This is a genomic window from Nonomuraea sp. NPDC049655 (genome assembly GCF_044465465.1).
GTDB lineage: Bacteria > Actinomycetota > Actinomycetes > Streptosporangiales > Streptosporangiaceae > Nonomuraea.
In genome coordinates this window covers 298,210-318,704 of sequence record NZ_JBITLS010000001.1, presented here as the reverse complement: position 1 = coordinate 318,704, position 20,495 = coordinate 298,210, and the positions used below count along the sequence as shown (strand labels likewise).

The following is a 20,495-nucleotide window of genomic DNA, read 5'->3' as shown; positions in this document are numbered from 1 at the left end:
CCCCCTGGACCAGCAGGCTCAGGCCGGCCCATCCGCCCGGCGGTGGAGCCCGTCGAACATGACGGCCAGAAGCTGATCACGGTGCGCAGGGGTCCGCTCCACCGCCCAGGCGACTGAAGCGATCAGCGAGAAGAGGGCGGACGCGTCCACATCGGGCCGGATCTCCCCCGCCTGCTGGGCCCTGGTCAGCAGTTGCGCCCCGGCGGCCTTGACGGCCTGGCAGGTGGCGTGGAGTTCGGACGCGGGGTCGGCGAGGCTGTTCACGAGGGCGTCGACCAGGCCGCGATAGGCCATGGCGTGCTCGACAGCGGCCGTCGTCCAGGTGATCAGGGCCCTGCTCGGGGACGGTGAGGCGAGCAGCTCGTCCGAGCGCGCCCGCAAGCCGCGCAGGCTGTCGCCCAGCAGCGCCTCCAGCAGCGCCTGGCGGGTCGGGAAGTGCCGGTAGAGGGTCACGTTGCCGACGCCGGCGGTGCGCGCGATGTCGTTCAGCGACGCGCCGACGCCGTGTTCGGCGAACGCCGCCTGGGCGGTCGTCAGGAGCCGCTCGTAATTGCGTCGCGCATCTTTGCGCCCTACGGGCCGGGCCTGCGTCGACCGATCCGCCACCGGAACCCTCCACACATTTGCCAAAACGAGGAAGCTCCTCGTATCTTAGCCCACCAAAAGCGAGGAGGTTCCTCGTTTTTTGTGGACACCATTCCGAGGAGTGCCATGACCGAGCACAGCACGCATGCGGCGAGAACGGGCCGCGGGCCGGCCGGTGCCGCCTCCCACCAGCGCCACCCCGGCCTGGTGCTCGCCATCGTGCTGATCTGCCAGACGATGTTCATCCTGGACACCAACGTGGTGAACATCGCCCTCCCCGACATCCAGCACGACCTCGGCTTCTCCGCGGCCGGCCTGTCCTGGGTGCTCAACGCCTACATGCTGGCCTTCGGCGGTCTGCTGCTGCTCGGCGGTCGCGTGGGCGACATCGTCGGCCAGCGGCGGGCGCTCGTCGGCGGAGTGGCCGTCTTCATCCTCGCCTCACTGGCCGGAGGGCTGGCCACCTCGGCCGGGATGCTGCTGGCGGCCCGTGCCGGTCAGGGGATCGGCGCCGCCGTCGCCGCACCGACCGTGCTCGCGCTGATCACCGTGGGCTTTCCTGACCCCGCGCGCCGGGCGCGGGCGCTGGGGGCTTACGCGGCGGTCTCCGGTTCCGGCGCCGCGATCGGCCTCATCGCCGGCGGCATGCTGACCGACTGGATCTCCTGGCGGTGGGTGCTGTTCATCAACGTGCCGATCGGCGTCGTCCTGCTGATCCTGGCCCCGCTGTTCGTCACCGAGACCGATCGCCACCCGGGCCGCTTCGACCTGGCGGGTTCCCTGACCTCGACGCTCGGCATGACCGCGCTCGTCTACGGCTTCATCCGCGCCGCCGAGCAGGGCTTCGGCGACGCGGTCACGCTCGGCGCGCTCGGCGTGGCCGCCGTCCTGCTGGTCCTGTTCGTGGCCGTCGAGTCCCGTGCCCGGCAGCCGATCGTGCCGCTGCGGCTGTTCGCCGACCGTAACCGCGCCGGCGGCTACGTCGTGCTGCTGTTCGTGCTGGCCGCGGGCAACGGCATGTTCTTCTTTCTCACCCAGTTCCTGCAGCAGGTCCGCGGATACAGCCCGTTGCAGGCGGGCTTCGCCTTCGTGCCGCTGGCCCTGGTGATCCTGGCCCCTTCGGGAGCGGCGGCCCGGCTGCTGCCGCGCCTGGGCGCCAAGACGCTGATCGCCGCCGGCGCCGGGGCGATCAGCCTGGCCCTGCTGTGGATGACGCGGCTGACGCCGCAGAGCGACTACGCCTCCGCGCTGCTCGGCCCGATGATGATCGCCGGTCTCGGCATGGGCGCCTTGCTGGTGGGAGCCACCACCGTGTTGTCCTCCGGCATCCAGGCGCGGGACGCCGGCGCCGCCTCGGGCCTGCTCAACGTCATGCAGCAGATCGGCGGCGCGCTGGGGCTGGCCATCCTCGTCACGGTGTTCGGCGCGGCCACGCGCGCTTCGCGCGGACCGTCCCACCAGGTCCTCACCGAGGGGGTCAGCGCGGCCTTCACCGTCGCCGCCGTGTTCACCGCCGCCGCAATCCTCCTGGCCCTGACCATGAAGACCCGTCCGGCCCCCGCGGCCGTCTCTGAGGCGCCGTAGGGCCTCCAGCCTCGCTCGGCTCACAACGTAGGCCCGCGTAGCGTCTCGCGCAGACAGGTGAGCTGGACGAGCCGGCCGGGTTCCTGGAAGTCCGCGCCCCCCGGTACCGGTCGAGGTCGCGGCGGCGCGGGAACTGCTGGAGGAGACCGGCTACGAAGCTGCGACGCTCGAAGTGGTCATGCGGACCTTTCTGGCGTCGTACGCCTCACATCGCCGCCACGCGCTCCTGGCCCGCGGGTGCCGGAAGGTCGCCGAGCCGGGACTGGACGACGGCGAGTTCATCGAGACCGTGCTCATGCCGGTCGGCGCGTTCGTCCAGCACGTGCTCAGCGGGCAGATGACCGACACCGACCTCGCCTTCGCGGGGCTGGTCGCCGCCGGCTACCTGAAGCCGTGAGCACCGGCGCGTCGATCGCCATGAGGTGCTGCAGGCCGCGCCGAGGTAGGTGAAGGCCAGTTCGAGCTGGCCACCCTGCTGCGCAAGGCCCTCAACGGAACACGGGGACCCACCTGAGGCGCGCCCGCCGTCGTCGCCGGCAACCTCCTCATGAACGTGGCCACCCTCCACGACGACATCGTCGACCTGGAGGCTCGGCGTCGCGGCCGGCCCACCGTCCTGGCGGCCTACACCACCGGGCACGCCATCATGGCCGGTGACGCCCTGCTGGCCCTGGCCTTCTCCCACCTGGGCGAGCACCCGCACCCCCGGACCCAGCAGGCGCTGCGGACGATGCGCGCGGGCTGGCTCCAGCTGTGCGCGGGCCAGGTCCGCGACGAGGAGCACGAGGGCCGCTGCGAGACCAGCCTCGACCAGGCCGTCTCCGTGCAGGCGGCCAAGACCGCCGAGGGCGTGCGCGCGGTGTACTGCCTGCCCGCCCTGCTGACCGACGCCTCCGGCGCGCAGGTGGAGGCCGTCGGCCGGTTCGGGTTCCATCTCGGCATGGCCGTGCAGTACCACAACGATCTGTCGGACCTGTGGCCGGCGGAGCAGCTCAGCCGGTCCCGCTACGGTGACGTCCGCCGTCGCAAGATCACGCCCACGGTCGCGGCGTGCCTGGAATCGGGGCACCGCGACAGCGGGCGGCTCGCCGCGTTCTACCGAGGGGACGGCGAGCCCGCCGAGGAGGGGCTGGCTGCCGTCGCGGACCTGATCGACCGGTGCGGCGGCCGCGCCTGGACCCGTGAACAGAACCACGCGCACCTGCGCCTGGCCCTCCAGAGCCTCCAGGAAGCCGACCCGCCGCCGGCCGTCTACCGCGACGCGGTCACCCTCGCCGGCATCTACCAGGTGGGCGATGCCGGGCCCCCTGCCCACCAGTGAGCCGTTCCGGCTGATCCAGGGGCGGAGCCGTCAGTGCGGCACGTCCAGACCGGCGCTGCGGGCCGCGTCCATCGCCGCGGTGACGAACTGCTCGTAGGTTCCCATGCCGTTCTTCAGGCCGAACAGGTCGGTCTGCCGGTACTCCACGACGACGTGCGTCGCCTTGTACGGCGTCGTCTTCTGCCCCATGGAGTACGTGAACCACTCCGCCGGCCGTCCGGGGAAGGGCTCGTGGGCGGGGTAGCCGCGCGGCGGGGACATCGCGTCGTAGGCGATGCCGCGCGGGCCGTCGCCGCTCATGTGGAGGGCCAGCGTCTCGTCGCCCTGGCCCGGGTCGCCGGCCTGGATCGAGCGCAGCCACCAGAAGAGACTGAGCTGGTTGTCATACGTCTGGCGCCCGCCCAGACCGTACGGCCGGGGGCACACCCGGGAATTCTTGTCCCCGTCGGACAGGGCGTTGACCATGGCGTCGAAGGCGGACCGTTCCACCTCCGTCAGCGCGTTCATGTAGACCGAGCGCAGGTTCGTGCGCGGCAGCAGCGCGAAGCCCGCCTTCGGCCCGTCGCCGGAGGTGAGGTTCTGATGGGCGAAGACCCACAGCATGTACTGGATCAGCGTGACGAACCCGATGAGGTTGGCCGTCTGGTGGCGTCCCCGCAGCCATGCGCCCACCTGGGCACTCGGATCGAAGCCGAGCACCCCCAGCCGGGCGGGCAGCTCGGCCAGCGGCACGTCCAGGGTGGCCTGAGCGGTGCCGTGGACGAGGTCCCTGCCGGCGGTCAGGGCCAGCACCTCGCCCTTGGCGTAGACGGGCGTCATGACCGGGTTGCCGGCGAAGTCGAAGTCGCACCGCTTGATGGGCGCGGCCAGGGACACGGTGATGATGTTGCCCACGTTGGTGCCCGGCACGAAGCGCAGCCCGTCGGTCGGCTGGACGTCGTCGTGGGTCTTGAGGTGCCCCTGGGCCACGCGCACGGCCTGCGTCTTGGCGCTCGTCCGGGTCCTGCTCGATCGCCGGGTGCCGGTCGTCTCCTCGTCCTCCTGCTCCCCTGACCGCAGGAACGTGGCGGGAAGCTTGGCGGTGTCGGGCGAACGGCCCGTCAGCAGGCTGATCAGCTCGCCGATGAGGACGAGCTGACGGCGCAGGGCGGCCCACGTCGTCACCGAGTCGGTGATGATCTCGACGTCGCCGCCGTCGGACTCGATGGCGATCCCGGGGTCCTGCCAGTAGCAGACGCGTCCCTTGGACGGCAGGGCGTCCTCGGTCTGCCAGCCGTCCTTGGAATCCGCCAGAAACCTCAGCTCGTTACGCTGGAACTGCCATTCGAACCCGATCCTGGGCATGGGCGCCTCCTGGGGGATGTGTGTGGCTGCCCCTCCCGAGCAGGTCCGGCGTGCCTCAGATACGTGCTGACGGGTGGAGTTCCTTGCGTCACCGACTTCGGGGCTGAATGGCCATAAATCCCGATTTTTCCGCCTATTTACCTCGATATTGACCTGCTGTAGTTCATCAACTCAAATGCAGGTGACCCCGTCCATCGCCCGCCGGCGCAAGAGGAGCGATTCCATGAGACGCAATGCCGTGTTAGCCCTGGTCACGAGTGCCGTCTGTGTGCTCGTGGCCACTTCGGTCCCCGGCCCGGCCAACGCCTCCAAAGGCGATCCCGCCGACCTCCTGGTGAAGTCCAGGCCCGCACTGCTGCACAGCTCGACCGAGGACGCGTACGTACGGCAGGGCCCGATCGAAGGGCAGAACGGGCTGCGCTACACGCCCTACACCCGCACGTACGCGGGGCTGCCCGTCTACGGCGGCGACTTCGTCGTGGTCAGCGCCGCCACCGGCGAGGTCCTGAGCACCTCCGTCTCCCAGGACAGCCCCCTGGACGTGGCCACCACGCCCAGGCTCGGCGCCGCCGAAGCAGCCCGCGTGGCCAGGAGCCAGCTGCCCCAGGTCTCCTCGATCGCCGCGCCCCGGCTGGTGGTCATGGCTCAGGGACGCGGCCGGCTGGCCTACGAGGTGCTCGTCCACGGCTCCGTCGGCGGCAGGGAGAGCAGGCTGCACGTCTTCGTCGACGCGCTGACCGGCGCGGTCGTCCTGAAGTCCGACGAGGTCAAGGCGGGGGTGGGCAACAGCTACTACAACGGCAACCCGGTCACCATCGGCACCATGGCGACCGGCTCCTCCTTCGCGATGATCGACCCGGTGCGGCGGAACGTGCGCTGCGGCGGCCCGAACGGCTCCGCCTTCACCGGGCCCGACGACTACTGGGGCAACGGCAGCGGCACCAACCTCGAAACCGCCTGCGTCGACACGCTCTTCGCGATCGACACCGAATGGGACATGCTCAAGACCTGGCTGGGACGCTCCGGCTTCAACGGAGCCGGCGACGGCTACCCCGCCCGCGTCGGCCTGAACGACGTCAACGCCTACTGGAACGGCGTCAACACCGTCTTCGGCCACAGCTCCGACAACCTGCGCCAGCTCACCGCGATGGACGTCGTGGCGCACGAGTACGGCCACATCGTCTTCGCCACCACGCCCGGCCTCGACCTCGGCGACAACGAGAAGGCCATACTCAACGAGTCCACCGGCGACATCTTCGGCGCGCTGACCGAGCAGTACGCCAACGAGCCCGCCACCCTCGACCCGCCGGACTACACCGTCGGCGAGGAGGTCAACGTCGACGGAACCGGCCCGATCCGCTACATGTACAAGCCGTCGCTGATCCCCGGTCACCCCGACTGCTACAGCAGCGCGGTGCCGTCGATGCCGCCCCAGGTCGGGGCCGGCGTCCAGAACCACTGGTTCTACCTGCTGGCCGAGGGCAGCAACCCGACGAACGGCCAGCCCCCCAGCCCGACCTGCGACTCCTCCTCCATCGTCGGGCTCGGCGCGCGCAAGGCGGGCCAGATCTACATGGGCACGCTGCTGCGCAAGACCTCCGCCTGGCCGCACACCATGGCCCGCCGCGCCTCGCTGCAGGCGGCCCTGGACATGTTCCCCTCGTCGTGCCTGGAGTACAACACGGTCAAGGCCGCGTGGAACGCCGTCCGCGTGCCCGCGCGGGCCGGCGAGCCGTACACGTGCGACTTCTCGGTCGCGGTCAACCCCGCCGCGGCGACCGTGCAGCCCGGCCAGACCGTGAGCGTCACCGTCGGCAGCGCCGTCGTCTCGGGCGCCCCGCAGCAGATCTCGCTGTACGCCAGGGGGCTTCCGGCGGGCATGACGGCGTCCTTCAGCCCGTCGAGCATCACCACCGGCGCCACCTCCACGCTGACCGTCACGGTCGGCAGGAGCACCCCGTCCGGGACCTACCCGATCACGGTGCTGGGCGACGGCGTCGCCCTCGACCACACAGCCACCCTCACCCTGACCGTGGCCCCATGAGCCGATGACGCCTCAGCCGGGCTTGCGCCCGGCTGGCGTTGCGGCGGCCGCGCAGGCCAGCGCTACAGATCGCCCAACGCTGACGATGCCCACGCCTGCGGTGCAGCACCAGCGACACCAGGACGGGCGGCAGCGTCAGGGCCGTCGCGACCGCGAGCGCGGACGGTCCCGGCAGCCAGATCCCGGCCACGGCCACAGCAGCCCGTACACCCCCCACGAGAAGGCCAGGCCGCCCAGCAGCCGGCCCATCCCGCCTGCCGACCGGACGTGCCGCGCCAGGCAGGCGGGCAGGCGCACGCACACGTCGGGCAGCGAGGTGTCGAGCGGGAGCACCGGCCGCTCGGCCTCGGACGGCTCGTCCGCCCCGGACGGGCCTTCCCTGCGGCTGAGCGGATGAGGAGCATCGTTCACCCGCCCTGATCTACCAGGGCCGTCTTGTGATCCACTGGAGGTCACTGGTCACGCCAGACATGACGGTGGGCGGCTTCGGGGTAGGGGAAGGGCGGGGGCTCGGGGGAGGCGGAAGATGGCTGGACGGATCGTGGCGGGCGTGGACGGCTCGCCGCCCTCGATGGCGGCCGTCGAGTGGGCCGCGGCGGACGCCCGCAGGCGCTCGCTGGCGCTGCGGCTGGTGCACGTGTGCGAGCCGTGGACAGGCGACGTCGGGACGGCCGAATACTGCGCCGGGATGCTGGAAGCGGCGGCGGACCGGGCGCGCGGCCTGGTTCCCGGCGTGGAGGTCGGCACGGAGATCCTGCCCGGCCCGGTGGTGGACGACCTGGTGCGGGAGTCGGCGGAGGCCGACAGCCTGGTGCTGGGCAGCAGAGGGCGGGGCGGCTTCGCCGGGATGGTGCTCGGCTCCACGAGCCTGGCGCTGGCCGGGCACGCCGCGAGCCCGGTCGTGGTCGTCCGGGAGGCCGTCACGATGCGCCGCGGCCGGATCGTGGTCGGATACGACGGCCGGCAGTCACCGGCCGCCATGGAGTACGCCCTGAAGCAGGCCCGTGCCCAGGACGCGGAGCTCCTGGTGCTCTACGCCTGGCGGCCGCCGCTCCTGTCCTCGTACGCCTCCGCCTACAGGATGACCGGCGAGAGCTTCGAGGAGAACGCCCGCGCCGCCGCCCAGGAGGTGATCCCGTGGCGGGAGGGGAACCCTGACGTGCGGATCGTGGACGAGCAGGTGTGCGATCATCCGGTCGCCGCCCTCAGGAACGCGTCGTCCACGGCCGACCTGGTCGTGGTGAGCTCGCGCGGGCTGGGCGACTTCGCCTCCACGATGCTGGGCTCGGTGAGCCACGGGGTGCTCCACCACGCCGCCTGTCCGGTGGCCGTGGTGCCGCCCGGCGGGGCCTCCAGCGCGTCCCGTTGACGGGCCGGACGCCCCGTCACTCGAACCCGCCGGACTTGACGGGCACCGGGCCTTCCTTTGCCCGGCCGGTCACGCGCTCCGGCTCTCGCCGGCGAACAGCCTGTCCAGATGCAGGTCGATCGCGGTGAGGGCGTCCTGGGGGGCGATCACGTCCAGTTCGAGTAGGGGGGTGAGGCCGGTGAGGGCGAGGAGCAGGTTGGTCTCGGTCGCCGGGTCGCGGTCGGGGGCGAGGTGCCCGTCGGCGATCGCCTGGCGGACCAGCCGCTCGACGAGGGCCCGCCCCTGGAGGAGGCCGCGGCGCGCCTGCTCGTGGACGGCCTCGTCGTGCAGCGCCTCCAGGACGTAGGCGGCGCTCATCCGGCTGGTGGCGCGGGCGTCGGCGTGCAGGGGCAGCATTTCCGCGAGCGTCAGTCGCAGCACGTCACGCGGGTGCGGACGGTCGCCGAGCCCCGCGAGGCCCTGCTCGACGCGCAGCGAGGTCTGTTCCGAGGCGAAGTCCATGGCGAAGGAGAGCATGGCGGCCCGGGAGGCGAAGTAGTGCTGCAACTGCCCGAGTGAGATGCCCGCCTCCTGCGCCACCACCCGTGTCGTCAGGTGCGCGACGCCGCGCTGCGCCACCACCCGCCACAGCGCGCGGGCGATCGCTTCGCGGCGTTCGCGGTGGTCCACCTGTTTCGGCATCGCGGGCCTCTCCCTCGTCACTCCGAGCTTTCCCATACAGTTGACATAATACACTTGACCTATAACCATGGGGGTCCGTTCGAGGAAGGAGCCGTCATGTCCGAAGAGCCGAGGGTGCGGACCGCGGAAGGGGTGGTGCAGGGGCGCCGGCGGCCGGGCCACGCGGTGTTCCGCGGCATCCCGTATGCCCAGCCGCCGGTGGGAGCGCTTCGTTTCGCCGCGCCCGCCCCGCCGCGCCGCTGGGACGGCACGAGGCAGGCGGCGGAGTTCGGTCCCCGGGTGCCGCTGTCCCTGCCGGTCGACGTGGGCCCGCCGCAGGGCACGGACTGGCTGACGCTCGACGTCGGCACCCCGGATCCGGGCGCGGCCGGGCTGCCGGTGCTGGTGTGGCTCCCCGTGGGCGGCTACGTCTCGGCGGCGTCGAGCGACCCGATGTACGACCCGGCGGCGCTGGCCGGGGCGGGGCTCGTCGTGGTGACCGTCAACTGCCGCGTGGGCGCGGAGGGTTTCGCGTTCCTCGACGACGCGCCGCCCAACCGCGGCTTCCTCGACCAGATCGCGGCGCTGGAGTGGGTGCAGCGGAACATCGCCGCGTTCGGCGGCGACCCCGGCCGGGTCACCGTGGCCGGACAGTCCGCCGGGGCCGGGTCGGTCGCCGCCCTGCTGACGATGAAGCCGGCGCGCGGCCTGCTCCGGCGGGCCATCGCCCACTCGGCGCCGGGGCTGCACAGCACCCCCGCGCTGGCCCGGCAGGTCACCGCCGCGCTCGCGGACCGGGTCGGCGCGGCGGCCCCCACCGCCGCGGCCCTGCGCGACATCGACCCCTGGCGCCTGGCCGCGGAGCTCACCTCCTTCAACGCCGCCCTCCATGCGCACCGGGAGAGCTGGGGGCGGCTCACGAAGACCGGCACCGCCCTGTGCCCCGTCGTCGACGGCGAGGTTCTGCCGGAGACGCCCTGGTCCGCGCTGACCGGCGGGCGCGCGGGCGGGATCGAGCTGCTCGCCGGCCACACCCGGGACGAGTTCCGGCTGTTCAGCGTCATGAGCGGGCGGCAGGGCGGCTTCACCGAGCAGGACGCGCGCACGGCCCTGGAACTGCTCGCACCCCGGCCGCATGGCGCGCGGGCGTACCGCGCCGGGTTTCCGCAGGCCGGTCCGGAGGAGCTGGTGGAGACGGTGTACTCCGACGCCCTCTTCCGCATGCCGTCACAGCAGCTGGCCGAGGCCAACGCCGCGGCCGGCGGCACCTCGTACCTGTTCGAACTGTGCTGGACCGCCCCGGCGCTCGGCGGCGCTCTGGGCGCCTGCCACAGCCTCGACGTCCCCCTGGCGTTCGGCACGCTGGACAGTCCCATCGGCGCGCAGCTCCTCGGCGATGAGCCCGCCCCCGAGGCCGTCGCGCTCTCCCACGAGCTCAGGGAGGCATGGGTGCGCTTCGTCACCACCGGCGACGCGGGATGGGCCGCGTACCGGCCCGACCGGCGGCTGACCCGCGTCCTGGACGCCGAGCCGGCCACTCTCCCCTACCCCGAAGAGGTCTCCCGCCGGATCTGGGCAGGCCACTCCCCCGCGCCCTTCGACCTCTCCCAGGGCGGAGAGACGGCGCCGCGGCAATGAGGACGATCTCCGGCCGGGTGTGCGCTCAGCTGGGCGCCTGACGCAGGAACGCCGAGGTCGTGGCCACGAACCGGCCGGCGTCGTCGAGCCACGGAAAGTGCCCTGCCCCGGCCTGCACGACGAGCTCGGCGTGCGGGAACAGCGCGGCGAGCTCGGCCACCGCGGCGGGCGGGGAGTTCAGGTCCACCTCACCCGCGAGCAGCAGCACCGGCGAGGTGAAACGGGTCAGCGCGGCGCGGGTGGCGTCGGGGGCGAAGGCGCCCTCGGCGCCGAAGACGGCTGCCGCCTCGTTGTTCCGCTGCTCGTCCTCGGCGGCCTTGTGAGCCTGGGCCGTCTCGTCCCAGCGGCGGTACCAGAACGGCGCGATGGCCTGGAAGGCGTCGTGGCTGGCCTGGCCTGACATGACCTTCTCCAGGGCCGCGAACGCCTCCGGGAACCAGGACTCCCCCTCGCGCAGCCGGGCGGTCGCCCGCCGGACCTCCTCGGTGATCCTGACGCCGACGGCGGCGACGCTCGGAGCGACCAGAACGAGCCTTCCGACGCGTTCCGGATGGCGAGCCGCGTAGAGCACGGCCAGATTCGTGCCCCCGGAATGGGAGAGCAGGTCCATCCGGTCGAGCCCAAGGTGCTCGCGCAGGGCCTCGACGTCGTCGACAAGGCGGTCGCAACGGTACGAGGCGGTGTCCGGCGGCACGGCGGACCGCCCGGTGCCCCGCAGATCCGCCATGATCAGCCGCCGGTGCGCCGAGAGGCCCCCGAGGTCGCCGAGATAGGCGGAGGCCTGCATCGGCCCGCCGGGCAGGCAGACCACAGGAGGGCCGTCGCCGGACACGTGGCAGGCGAGCTTGAGGCCGTCGTAGGAGGTGAAGAAGTCCATGCCCGCCAGCCTGCGGGGAAACGGCGCGCCGCGGCTATCGTTAAGCCACAGCTACATGATGAGGGGCGGATGGCGGTCGAGATCAGGTTCACCGCGGCGTCGGTCGCGAAGGTGCGATTCGCCGTCTCACCGCTGGGCGAGACCGTGCTTGCGCTGCGGATCCTGTTCGGCACGGGCGGTCATGCCGTCCACCGGCCCTGGGTGCGCCAGGCGCGCCCGCTGCTGGCGCGCGAGCGCGAGCTGCCGCTGCTGCGCGCGCTGATCGCCGGGCCGCTGCCGTCGTTCCTGTTCCCGGCGCCGGCTCAGCGCCTGCCGTCCATCGCGACGGAGCTGGACCTGGTACGCGCCACGCAGGACGACTTCTTCCGGCAGGAGTACGCCGCGGTCCTGGGCATGCCGGCCGAGGACGTCCCCGAGCCCGCGACGGTCCTGCCAAGGCTGGCCGAGGCGCTGCACCGCTGCCACGAGCTGCTGATCGCGCCCCAGTGGGGCCGGATGTGCGCCGTGCTGGAGGCCGACATCGGACGGCGTGCGCTGACCCTGGTGGAGGGCGGGGTGCAGGCGCTGTTCGCCGAGTTGCACCGCGACATCGCCTGGGAGGACGGCCAGCTGGTCGTGCACGGCCGGCGCACCCCGCACTCCGTGTTCACGGTGGACACCGGCGGGCATGGCCTCGTTCTGCAGCCCAGCGTCTTCAACTGGCCGGACGTGGGCGTCGACAAGGCCCCGGTCGCCGCCGCGTCGATCCGCTATCCGGCGATGGGCGTCGGCCTGCTCCGGGAGTCGCCCCGGCCGGCGCTGACGGGCCTGATCCCGGTGCTCGGCCACACGAGAACGCTGATCCTCGCCGCCTTGGCCGAACCTCAGACGACCGCCGCCCTGGCCACCCGCCTGGACATCACGCCGAGCGCGGTGTCCCAACACCTGGGCGCGCTGCGGGGGGCGGGGCTGGTGCTTACACAACGCAAGGGCCGCACGGCCCTCCACCTGCGCACGGAACGAGCAACCCACCTGATGGACGGTCCGGCCCCGAACGGTCACTGACACGACGGAATCAGGTCTCAGGGCGCAGGACGGGCGAGGCCGCCGACCGTCAGACCGTCTCAGGGTGCAGGACGGGCGAGGCCGCCGACCGTCAGATCACGGGCTGCCCGCCCCGCCCGCCACGGCGCCGAGGACGAGGCGGAGCATCGAACGGGCCAGGGCCTCCGGGTCTCCGTCCGCGCTCTCCGGCAAGGCGCCGCTCAGCCACAGGGTGGTGAAGCCGTGCGCCAGCGACCACGCGGCGACCGTGGTCGTCCGGTCGTGTTCGGCGCCCGGGGACAGCGAGTGGGCACTGGCGTTGAGGACGTCCGCGGCGCGCTGCTGCGCGGATCGAACGCCGGGATCGTCCACCCGGTAGAGCTCCGGCCGGAACATCACCTCGAAGTGGGGCCGGTGGTCGAGGCCGAAGCGGAGGTAGGCGACGCCGACCTCCCACACGTCGGAGGCAGCGTGCTCAAGAGCGTCGGCGAACAGGGTGAAGCCCTCGGCGGCCACGGCCGTCAGCAGACCTTGCTTGTCGCCGAAGTGGTAGGCGGGGGCGGCGTGCGAGACGCCGGCCCGGCGGGCCAGCTCGCGCAGGCTCCATCCGGCCGGGCCGGATTCGCCGATGGCCTGCAGCGCGGCGTCGATGATGACGCGCCGCAGGTTGCCGTGGTGGTAGGACGGCTGGCTGATGTTCCTCACCTCCGCGTTCCAAGGCTCAGCGGGACGACCACACCCTAGCTTGACATTGACAAGATGACGAACCTCCCTCCAATCTGTCCAATGACAAGATTGGAGTACGGAATGGTTCCGTTCATCGCCCTCATCGGTGGCTTCGTCGTCCTGCGGCTCGTCGGCCTGGTCGGCGTCGACGCACTGGACGCCTGGCAACCGGCCCTGCGCGGCGCTTTGGCCCTGATGTTCGTCTTCACCGGCGTGCCCCACTTCCTGCCCTCGTGGCGCCGCGACTTCGTCGCGATGATCCCGCCGTCGTTCCCGCAACCGGCCCTGCTGGTCACCCTCACCGGCGTCCTGGAACTGGCCGGCGCCGCCGGGGTGCTGTTCGCGCCGGTCGCGCCGTACGCGGCGATCGGGCTGGCGCTGCTCATGATCGCCATGTTCCCGGCCAGCGTCTCGGCGGCCCGCCGCGGCCTCACGCTGGCCGGGAAACCCGTGACCCCGCTGCCGGCCCGTACGGCCCTTCAAGTGCTCTTCATCGCAGCCGCCGTCGCGGCAGCCGTATGAGCTCGGGGGCCGTCGATCCACACGTCGGCGTCCGGCATCGGCGAGTTCGCGGGAAGGCCGGGGCTAGCAGTTCACGGTGCGGTCATAGGAGCCGAAATGCCAGGGGTAGTAGATGGTCTCCGAGTCGCTCAGGGTGCGGCAGTAGGAGTCGGGGCCGTGTTTGACGACGACCTTCACCTTCATCGTCCTGCCGCAGCGATTCGAGATCCAGACCGTCTTCCTCTTCTTGCTCACACTCCGCTCGATGCAGGCCGGCGCCGTGGTTCTCCCTGCCGCCACGGACGCCGGAACGGCCTGCGCCTGGGTGACGGCCGCGCTCGCGGGCGCCGGGAACGAGGTGACGCCCAGCGTGAGCGTTGCCGCACAGGCCAGACCGGACAGCGGAGCCTTGATCGTACGGGCGATGCGCATGGTCACTCCCTGTTTCATTCGAAGTCGGGTCGAACGTCATGGGAAGTCTGAACCGCGCCGCGTTGAAGATGCATTGAGGATTCGTTGAGTCGGCAAGCTGATGCCATGCCGCTCGGGGGCCGATTCCTTTCTGTGGCGGCCGGGGTCTACATGAGAGATCGGCTCGCGCGCCGGGCCGATCGTTCGGCCGGACGCGCTCATGCGCTGACCCGCCGACGAGCACAGCCGTGCAGGCCGTTTCGCCGCCTGCCGAAGGCGTTTCAAGCGTCTTTGACGTCTTCGGAGGGGCGGTGCTCTACTTCCAGCCATGACGCCCCTGACGAACCTTCGGCCTGCCCCCGTCATCGACGAGACGACCCGCCTGCTGACCGAGCACTACATTTTCCCCGAGACAGCCGAACAGCTTGCCGACCTGCTGCGACGACGCCTCGCCGAGGGCGCCTACGACGTCGGCGGCGCCGAGGAGCTCGCCCGTCTGGTCACCGCGGACCTGCAGTCCGTCAACGGCGACAAGCACCTGAGGCTGAAGCACCACGCCGACCCGGTGTCCCCCGAGCAGGGCGCGGCGACCCTGGAATCCATCCGCCGCGACTACGACACCTCGCTGGGCGGTGCGCCCCGGGTGGAGCTGCTCGACGGAGGAGTCGCCGTGGTGGAGCTGGCGCCGATGCTGTTCCCGCTGGATTGGGCCGCCGAACCGCTGAGCGCCGCGCTCACCTTGGCCTCTCGCGCCCAGGCGCTGATCGTGGACCTTCGCGACAACCGGGGCGGCGACCCGGACACCGTCGCCTTCGTCTGCAGTTACCTCCTGGACGAGCGCACCCACCTCAACACCATGCACTGGCGCGGCGGCGAGCGCGGCGAGCAGTCCTGGAGCCTGCCGCACGTTCCCGGCGCGCGTTTCGGCGGCAGCAAGCCTTTGTACGTGTTGTCCAGTGGCAGCACCTTCTCCGCCGCCGAGGAGCTGGCCTACGACCTGCAGCAGCTCGGCCGCGCCGTTGTCGTCGGCGAGCCCACCCGCGGCGGCGCGCACCCGTGCAAGGGCTGGACCGTGCATCCCCACCTGGAGGCCACCGTCCCCACCGGCCGCGCCGTCAACCCCGTCTCGGGCGCGAACTGGGAGGGCACCGGCGTGCAGCCGGACGTCCCTTGCGCCGCCGCGGACTCCCTCGACCAGGCGCACGCCCTGGCCCTCACCCGGCTGGCAGGCTGACGCAACCGAGCTCATCGTCGGTGCGGCACCGGACGCGTAACCGGGTCACGAGTCTTCGACCGGCCACAGCCGGCAGCCCTCGGCATCCACGAACCAACCTCCTGAGACCAGGAAGGTTCCATCGGGATGGAAGGCCAGCGCAGCAGCCCTGCGGTCGGTCACGGTCGCCTTCGCCCGGCCGGTCGCCGGGTCCCACAACCCGATGCCTTCCTTGTCGGCCACTGCCAGGGTGGCGCCGTCCGGGCTGAAGGCGAGGGCGTCGACGTCCGCGTTGCTGATGGTGCGCAGCCCGGTTCCGTCACCGGATGTCAGGGAGCAGCCGTGTGCGCCGCCCAGCGCGTACTGCTTCCCGTCGGGGCTCACGGCGACCGCCGAGCCGTCTCCGTCGGGGCCGATCGCCTCCAGGTCGCCGCTGTCGAGGTTCCAGCGCCAGAAGCCGTCCGTCCCGTCGGCTGCGGTGAGGTCCTCCCCTGCCAGCAGGATCGAATGGCCGTCGTCGATGAAGGCCGCCGAGTTCACCGCGGAACTGGCCTTCGTGGCGAACGGCAGCTTGCGCTTCGGCTCCTTGGCTGCGACGTCCCAGACGACACAGATCTCGGCGGCTTCGAGGTTGCCGACCGGGATGTTGCCCGCCACGACGAGTTGGGCGCCGTCCGCGCTGAACGCCATCGTGCGAGCGCCCCCGACCGGCGAGGGAAGCGAGTGCGTCACCTTCCCGGTGGAGGGGCCGCGGAAGCTCAACGGCACCTTCATCCCGGCTGTCACCAGTGCGGAGCCGTCGGGGGTGAAGGCCATGGCGCCGTTGACGGAATTCTCGGCGGAGAAGTCGGCGATCATCTCGTGCGAGTCTGCGGCCCACAGCCAGCCGCCGCCGGAGATGTTGCCTCCCGCGATGGTGCGCCCGTCCGGGCTGAACGCCACCGCGTACAGATCCTCGTCGGTCAGCCGGTTGCGGCGGGACCAGAGGTTCCAGCCGATCGGGACCGCCGCGGCGCCCAGCGCGGCCAGACCGCCGAGCAGGAACCGGCGCCGGGTCGGGCGGCGCCTGCCGGCGGGCATGTCGGCGGGCATGTCGGCGGGCATGTCGGGGCCCTTGGGTGCCTGGTGCTCCGGCTGGTGCGGGTGCCGCTCCGTGTCACCGGGAGCGTCCAGGGCTCGACCGTGGTCGGGATCGTGTCGGGTGCTGCCCTGGTGGGCGCCGGGATCGGAAGGCGGGAGAGGCGCCAGGTCCGGCGGGGTCCGCAGCTGACGTTCGGCGATCATCGTCGCGAACGGCGGCGGAAGCCATCGGGTGGTCGTCCGGGTGGGGTCGGTGAGCTCCTTGAGAATCCCGGCCACGCCGGGACGGTCACCGGGATCCTTGGCCAGGCAGCGCTTCACCAGCTCCGTCAGGGGGGCGGGCAGGCCGGTCAGGTCGGGTTCGTCGTGGGCTATGCGGTAGACGACCGCCTCGGCCCGTCCCGCGCCGAACGGGCTGCGACCGGTGGCGGCGAACACCAGGACGAGCCCGAGGGAGAACACATCGCTGGACGGGCCGATTCCCCGGCCTCGTGCCTGTTCCGGGGACATGAACGACGGCGTGCCGACCACCGCGCGGGAGAGGGTGTGGGAGGTGGCGTCCAGTGCACGGGCGATGCCGAAGTCGATGACGCGGGGGCCGTCGGCGGCAAGGATGACGTTGGACGGCTTGAGGTCGCGGTGCACCAGGCCGCAGGCGTGGATCGCGCCGAGCCCCTCGGCCAGTCCCGCGCCCAACACGATGATCGCCTCCGTGGGCATCGGGCCGTGCGCTTCGACGGCCTGGTGCAGGGACGGGCCGGGAATGTAGGCGGTGACCAGCCAAGGCGGGTCGGCCTCCGGGGCGGCGTCGACGAGTTGGGCGGTGTAGAACCCGCCGACCCGGCGGGCGGCCTCGGCCTCCAGGGCGAACCGGCGCCGGAACCCGGGATCGTCGGCCAGGTCGGGCCGCACCAGCTTCACCGCGACCGGGCGGCCGCCGGGAGAGCGCCCCAGGAACACCTGTCCCATCCCGCCGCCACCCAGCCGCCCCTCCAGCCGATAGGCCCCCGCCTGGCGCGGATCACCCGGCCGCAAGGGCTCCGGCCAGAGCGGGAAGTTCATCGCACCTCCGTGTGCAGGTCCTGGAAGCGTTCCAGCAAGCGGTACGCCGTCGCCCGGTGAACGGAGAAAGCGTTTGTCAGCTTCGCCCGCTTGCGATCCATCGGCGCACACCCCATCGAGAAGAACACAGGTGTCCGTCCATCGGAGATCTTTTCAGGAAACCGCCCGCTGGGAGAGGCGTGAGCGCTGCGACTCACGCGAGTGTTGAGCCCTGCCGTCCCAGGCGCAAGCGAGGGGAGAAAGCGACGCGTCACGCCTTTCGAGCAAGTCACCGCGCTTTTCAGCCGCGGATGAAGCCGTTGACGATGAGCGGAAGCGACGCGTCCAGGCCGGCCACGTTCAGGACGCCTTCGTCCTTCGCGTCGCCGATCGAATGTCCCGCGGCCGTCATCGCGGCGACGACCACGCGAGCGTCGGCGTTGACGGTGCGGCGGTAGGCGTCGAGGGCCTGCGTCGGGTGGGAGCGTCCCGCCCAGGTCTCGTTGTCGGTGAAGACGATGATGCCGTCCACCTCCATACGCCGGTCACGCGCCCACGTGAACGGCAGTGACAGGTCCGTGCCGCCGCCCGACGGCTGCCACGAGGCGATCTCGCGCAGGTTCGTGCGCGGGGTCACCTTGGAGGCGTGCACGGACGTGTCCACGTCGATGACGTGCAGGTCACCCTTCTCGATCCGCGACAACATGACCGCCATCGCGTTGCCCACCTCGTACGGGGAGCCGATCGGGGAACCGCCCACCCGGACGCCGCCGCCCCAGCTCATCGACCCGGACGAGTCGACGGCGACCAGCAGCCGCTTCCCGGACGGCTCGACCGCGCCGAACGACAGCTCGTACGTCTCCTCCAGCGCGTCGAGGATGGCCGGGACGGGCTGCCAGGTGTGCACGTCGGCGCGCGGGTTGGGCTGCGCCTGCCCGGAGGCGTAGACGCGCATCGCGAGCCAGGCGTCCATCGGGTGGATGCGGGCGCGCAGGATCGCCTGCTGGTCGGTGAGCCGCAGCACCGCCCGCGACGTGGCGTCCGCCCTCGGCTTGAGGGTGCCGAGCCGGGTCATGCGGGCCAGGTTGCGGATGAGCGCGGTCAGGCCGACCGTCTCGATCAGCGCCTCCCACACCGACGGCTCCTTCAGAACCGAGTCCGGCAGGAACTCCCACGGCACCTTCGCCTCGGTGACCACCCGGACCGCGTCCTCGGCGGTGGTGACGGCCTTCGCGGTCAGGAACCGGTCGACGGCGGGCAGCTCGTCGCGCGCCTCGTCATCGGAGATGTTGCCGGCGATCCAGCCGAACAGCGTCCTGCGCTGGTCGGAGTCGGCGACCGGGTGGGCGATCCGCAGCACGTCCCGCAGCGCGAACGCCTCGCCCTGCGGCGTCCTGCGCTGGGCTGCCTTGCACGCCTTGAACGCGACCGCGTCGGCCTCGCCGGTGAGGAACCAGGAGCCGAGCGCCGTGCGCAGGCTCCGGCCCATCGTGGGCGCGGTGCCTCGACCGGTCGCCTTGCCGCCGAGGTTCTTGTAATAGCCGAAGAACTGGGCCAGGTGGTCGGTGGTCCGGGCGACCTTCGCCAGGGCCTGCTTGGCCGCTCGGCGGGTGTCGGCGTCGCCCTTGGCGTAGCAGGCAGCGAGCGCGAACAGTGCCGGACGCTGCTTCGGCGCCCGCGGCGGCCGGGCCGTCGAGATGTCGGTGAGCAGCCTGACGACGCGCGGACCGTCCTCGGCGACGGCCTGGAACAGCACGCCCGCGTTGTCGGCGGTCAGCTGGTTCTCGCCCACGTAGTAGGTGCCGCCGGTGGTGCCGAGGATGAGGAAGTCCTCCACCTTGCGCCACACGTCCTTGGCGAACGCGTAGCCGCCGGCGGCGTTCCGCACCTGGTCGGTCCGGCCGGGGATCGGCTGCGTCTGCGGGGTCGCGAACGCCGAAACGCTCGCGAGAGGGTCACGTGCCATCGTCAGCTCCTTGCTTTCGACCCGCCCGAGGGCGGATATGACGAAGGGGAGCGGACGAACTTCGACCCGCTCCCCCGCCTGTGCGCGTCAGCCTTGCCGGCGGTACGGATGTGGGGGTTCCGACCGGCTTTTCAGCGTGCTGCCAGTTACACCACGGCCCGCGAGTGCGGGCCGCCGGGGCTCGAACCCGGACAACTCGAATGGGAATCGATAACCGATCGAATTCGACCCGTACCGCCGATAAGGCTGACGTGCGATCAGGTCGGGAACCGGCCCGGATATGGGTGACCCACCGGCCGTTACGGTGCTCTGCCATTGAGCTGCACGGACCGAGATCCGCGGCGGGATTCGAACCCGCAACCACCGGCTTAGAAGGCGATAACCGATGAGATTCGACCCGTGCCGGCACCAGACCTGACCAGCTTCGCGCGGCCCGGAAAGGCGCGGATGTGTGCGGCGGGCACCGGAGGGTTCTTTGTTGGAGAAAGATAACCGATGCCCATTCGACCCGCGCCTTTCCGTGTCTCGCGAAGCTGATCCCACAGTAGCGATCAGCGTGCCGCATCACACCTGAATATCGCCGAGATGGGGAAATATCAGTCCATCATCCCGAGCAATGCACTGCCCCGCCCTGTTCCGGCGGACGGCGTCGTCACCGCCCCGCTCGGCAGGGCAGTCCCGCGGCGGGCAGGTAGGTGATGTCCGGGCGGATCCAGTAGCGGGTCATGTGGGCGGGGAAGAGCACGACGATCTCGGCCGTGCCGGCGAGCGTGATCGCGTCTTCGGTGTCGTGGACCAGGGGTCCGCGTTCGATCGTGCGGCCGTGGCCGGTCGCGCGGGATGGCGGCGTCGTACCAGTAGCCGGGCCGGGTGTCGGAGCGCGGGTGCTGGAAGTCGGCGGCGATCTCCAGGGAGACCGACGTGCGGCGGGTGAGCTCGCGGCCGGCGGAGACGGCGAGGACGCGCGGTCTGGATCGCCTGGCCGATGCGGGCGGGTGACACGTGCAGCCGGGCCGCGGTGCGGCCGAAGTGCGGTTCCTCGGCCAGGGCCAGGAAGATCTCGATGTCACGTAGTTCCGCGTCCGCTCTGCCCGCTCCACCTGAAAGATGAG

At 71.6% G+C, this 20,495-nt stretch carries 18 protein-coding genes and 1 pseudogene; 9 read left to right on the top strand and 10 right to left on the bottom strand.

Annotated features, from left to right (window positions below; genetic code table 11):
* Nucleotides 1–18: 18 nt before the first annotated feature.
* Nucleotides 19–606 (bottom strand): TetR/AcrR family transcriptional regulator, encoded by a 588-nt coding sequence (locus ACIBQ6_RS01540; protein ID WP_397209657.1) that lies wholly within the window; start codon nucleotides 604–606, stop codon nucleotides 19–21.
* A gap of 105 nt (nucleotides 607–711) precedes the next feature.
* Here ACIBQ6_RS01540 and ACIBQ6_RS01535 point away from each other — a divergent pair, with 105 nt between their 5' ends.
* The 3 genes and pseudogenes from ACIBQ6_RS01535 to ACIBQ6_RS01525 all read left to right on the top strand — a co-directional run bounded on the left by ACIBQ6_RS01535 (nucleotide 712) and on the right by ACIBQ6_RS01525 (nucleotide 3,490).
* Complete coding sequence (locus ACIBQ6_RS01535; protein WP_397209656.1) at nucleotides 712–2,169, top strand: MFS transporter; 1,458 nt, start codon at nucleotides 712–714, stop codon at nucleotides 2,167–2,169.
* Nucleotides 2,170–2,290: 121 nt separating this feature from the next.
* A pseudogene (locus tag ACIBQ6_RS01530) lies at nucleotides 2,291–2,566 on the top strand (NUDIX hydrolase); the annotation flags it as partial.
* Nucleotides 2,567–2,716: 150 nt separating this feature from the next.
* Complete coding sequence (locus ACIBQ6_RS01525) at nucleotides 2,717–3,490, top strand: polyprenyl synthetase family protein (RefSeq protein ID WP_397209655.1); 774 nt, start codon at nucleotides 2,717–2,719, stop codon at nucleotides 3,488–3,490.
* A gap of 30 nt (nucleotides 3,491–3,520) precedes the next feature.
* Here ACIBQ6_RS01525 and ACIBQ6_RS01520 read toward each other — a convergent pair whose 3' ends face one another.
* Complete coding sequence (locus ACIBQ6_RS01520; RefSeq protein WP_397209654.1) at nucleotides 3,521–4,834, bottom strand: hypothetical protein; 1,314 nt, start codon at nucleotides 4,832–4,834, stop codon at nucleotides 3,521–3,523.
* 223 nt (nucleotides 4,835–5,057) lie between these two features.
* Here ACIBQ6_RS01520 and ACIBQ6_RS01515 point away from each other — a divergent pair, with 223 nt between their 5' ends.
* Nucleotides 5,058–6,878 carry a M4 family metallopeptidase gene (locus ACIBQ6_RS01515; protein ID WP_397209653.1) on the top strand — a complete coding sequence of 607 codons (1,821 nt, stop codon included), beginning with the start codon at nucleotides 5,058–5,060 and terminating at the stop codon, nucleotides 6,876–6,878.
* A 135-nt stretch (nucleotides 6,879–7,013) separates the two neighbouring features.
* On the opposite strand, the gene ACIBQ6_RS01510 is transcribed toward ACIBQ6_RS01515, so the two are convergent.
* The gene (locus ACIBQ6_RS01510; protein ID WP_397209652.1) at nucleotides 7,014–7,289 is read right to left on the bottom strand and encodes a hypothetical protein; all 276 of its coding nucleotides are present in this window, start codon (nucleotides 7,287–7,289) and stop codon (nucleotides 7,014–7,016) included.
* Between the two features lie 115 nt (nucleotides 7,290–7,404).
* On the opposite strand from ACIBQ6_RS01510, the gene ACIBQ6_RS01505 reads away from it, so the two are divergent.
* Nucleotides 7,405–8,247 carry a universal stress protein gene (locus ACIBQ6_RS01505; RefSeq protein WP_397209651.1) on the top strand — a complete coding sequence of 281 codons (843 nt, stop codon included), beginning with the start codon at nucleotides 7,405–7,407 and terminating at the stop codon, nucleotides 8,245–8,247.
* 69 nt (nucleotides 8,248–8,316) lie between these two features.
* Here the strand turns inward: ACIBQ6_RS01505 and ACIBQ6_RS01500 are convergent, their stop codons facing one another.
* The gene (locus ACIBQ6_RS01500; protein WP_397209650.1) at nucleotides 8,317–8,928 is read right to left on the bottom strand and encodes a TetR/AcrR family transcriptional regulator; all 612 of its coding nucleotides are present in this window, start codon (nucleotides 8,926–8,928) and stop codon (nucleotides 8,317–8,319) included.
* A 96-nt stretch (nucleotides 8,929–9,024) separates the two neighbouring features.
* Between ACIBQ6_RS01500 and ACIBQ6_RS01495 the strand changes: the two genes are divergently transcribed.
* Nucleotides 9,025–10,545 (top strand): carboxylesterase/lipase family protein, encoded by a 1,521-nt coding sequence (locus ACIBQ6_RS01495; protein WP_397209649.1) that lies wholly within the window; start codon nucleotides 9,025–9,027, stop codon nucleotides 10,543–10,545.
* A 25-nt stretch (nucleotides 10,546–10,570) separates the two neighbouring features.
* Here the strand turns inward: ACIBQ6_RS01495 and ACIBQ6_RS01490 are convergent, their stop codons facing one another.
* On the bottom strand, nucleotides 10,571–11,422 hold the full coding sequence (locus ACIBQ6_RS01490) for an alpha/beta fold hydrolase (RefSeq protein ID WP_397209648.1): 852 nt from the start codon (nucleotides 11,420–11,422) through the stop codon (nucleotides 10,571–10,573).
* A gap of 69 nt (nucleotides 11,423–11,491) precedes the next feature.
* Here ACIBQ6_RS01490 and ACIBQ6_RS01485 point away from each other — a divergent pair, with 69 nt between their 5' ends.
* Nucleotides 11,492–12,466 carry a DUF5937 family protein gene (locus tag ACIBQ6_RS01485; RefSeq protein ID WP_397209647.1) on the top strand — a complete coding sequence of 325 codons (975 nt, stop codon included), beginning with the start codon at nucleotides 11,492–11,494 and terminating at the stop codon, nucleotides 12,464–12,466.
* Between the two features lie 96 nt (nucleotides 12,467–12,562).
* Here ACIBQ6_RS01485 and ACIBQ6_RS01480 read toward each other — a convergent pair whose 3' ends face one another.
* Nucleotides 12,563–13,150, bottom strand: a complete 588-nt coding sequence (locus tag ACIBQ6_RS01480) for a TetR/AcrR family transcriptional regulator (RefSeq protein WP_397209646.1) — start codon at nucleotides 13,148–13,150, stop codon at nucleotides 12,563–12,565.
* Nucleotides 13,151–13,231: 81 nt separating this feature from the next.
* Between ACIBQ6_RS01480 and ACIBQ6_RS01475 the strand changes: the two genes are divergently transcribed.
* A complete protein-coding gene (locus tag ACIBQ6_RS01475) occupies nucleotides 13,232–13,693 on the top strand; it encodes a DoxX family membrane protein (RefSeq protein ID WP_397209645.1) in 462 nt (153 codons plus the stop codon).
* Nucleotides 13,694–13,756: 63 nt separating this feature from the next.
* Here the strand turns inward: ACIBQ6_RS01475 and ACIBQ6_RS01470 are convergent, their stop codons facing one another.
* The gene (locus tag ACIBQ6_RS01470) at nucleotides 13,757–14,104 is read right to left on the bottom strand and encodes a hypothetical protein (RefSeq protein WP_358297985.1); all 348 of its coding nucleotides are present in this window, start codon (nucleotides 14,102–14,104) and stop codon (nucleotides 13,757–13,759) included.
* 307 nt (nucleotides 14,105–14,411) lie between these two features.
* Between ACIBQ6_RS01470 and ACIBQ6_RS01465 the strand changes: the two genes are divergently transcribed.
* A complete protein-coding gene (locus tag ACIBQ6_RS01465) occupies nucleotides 14,412–15,317 on the top strand; it encodes a S41 family peptidase (protein WP_397209644.1) in 906 nt (301 codons plus the stop codon).
* 45 nt (nucleotides 15,318–15,362) lie between these two features.
* Here the strand turns inward: ACIBQ6_RS01465 and ACIBQ6_RS01460 are convergent, their stop codons facing one another.
* The 3 genes from ACIBQ6_RS01460 to ACIBQ6_RS01450 form a co-directional block, all read right to left on the bottom strand.
* Complete coding sequence (locus tag ACIBQ6_RS01460; protein ID WP_397209643.1) at nucleotides 15,363–17,438, bottom strand: WD40 repeat domain-containing serine/threonine protein kinase; 2,076 nt, start codon at nucleotides 17,436–17,438, stop codon at nucleotides 15,363–15,365.
* Nucleotides 17,439–17,718: 280 nt separating this feature from the next.
* On the bottom strand, nucleotides 17,719–19,383 hold the full coding sequence (locus tag ACIBQ6_RS01455) for a TROVE domain-containing protein (RefSeq protein ID WP_397209642.1): 1,665 nt from the start codon (nucleotides 19,381–19,383) through the stop codon (nucleotides 17,719–17,721).
* Nucleotides 19,384–20,106: 723 nt separating this feature from the next.
* A complete protein-coding gene (locus ACIBQ6_RS01450) occupies nucleotides 20,107–20,448 on the bottom strand; it encodes a LysR family transcriptional regulator (RefSeq protein WP_397210358.1) in 342 nt (113 codons plus the stop codon).
* Between the last annotated feature and the right edge of the window lie 47 nt (nucleotides 20,449–20,495).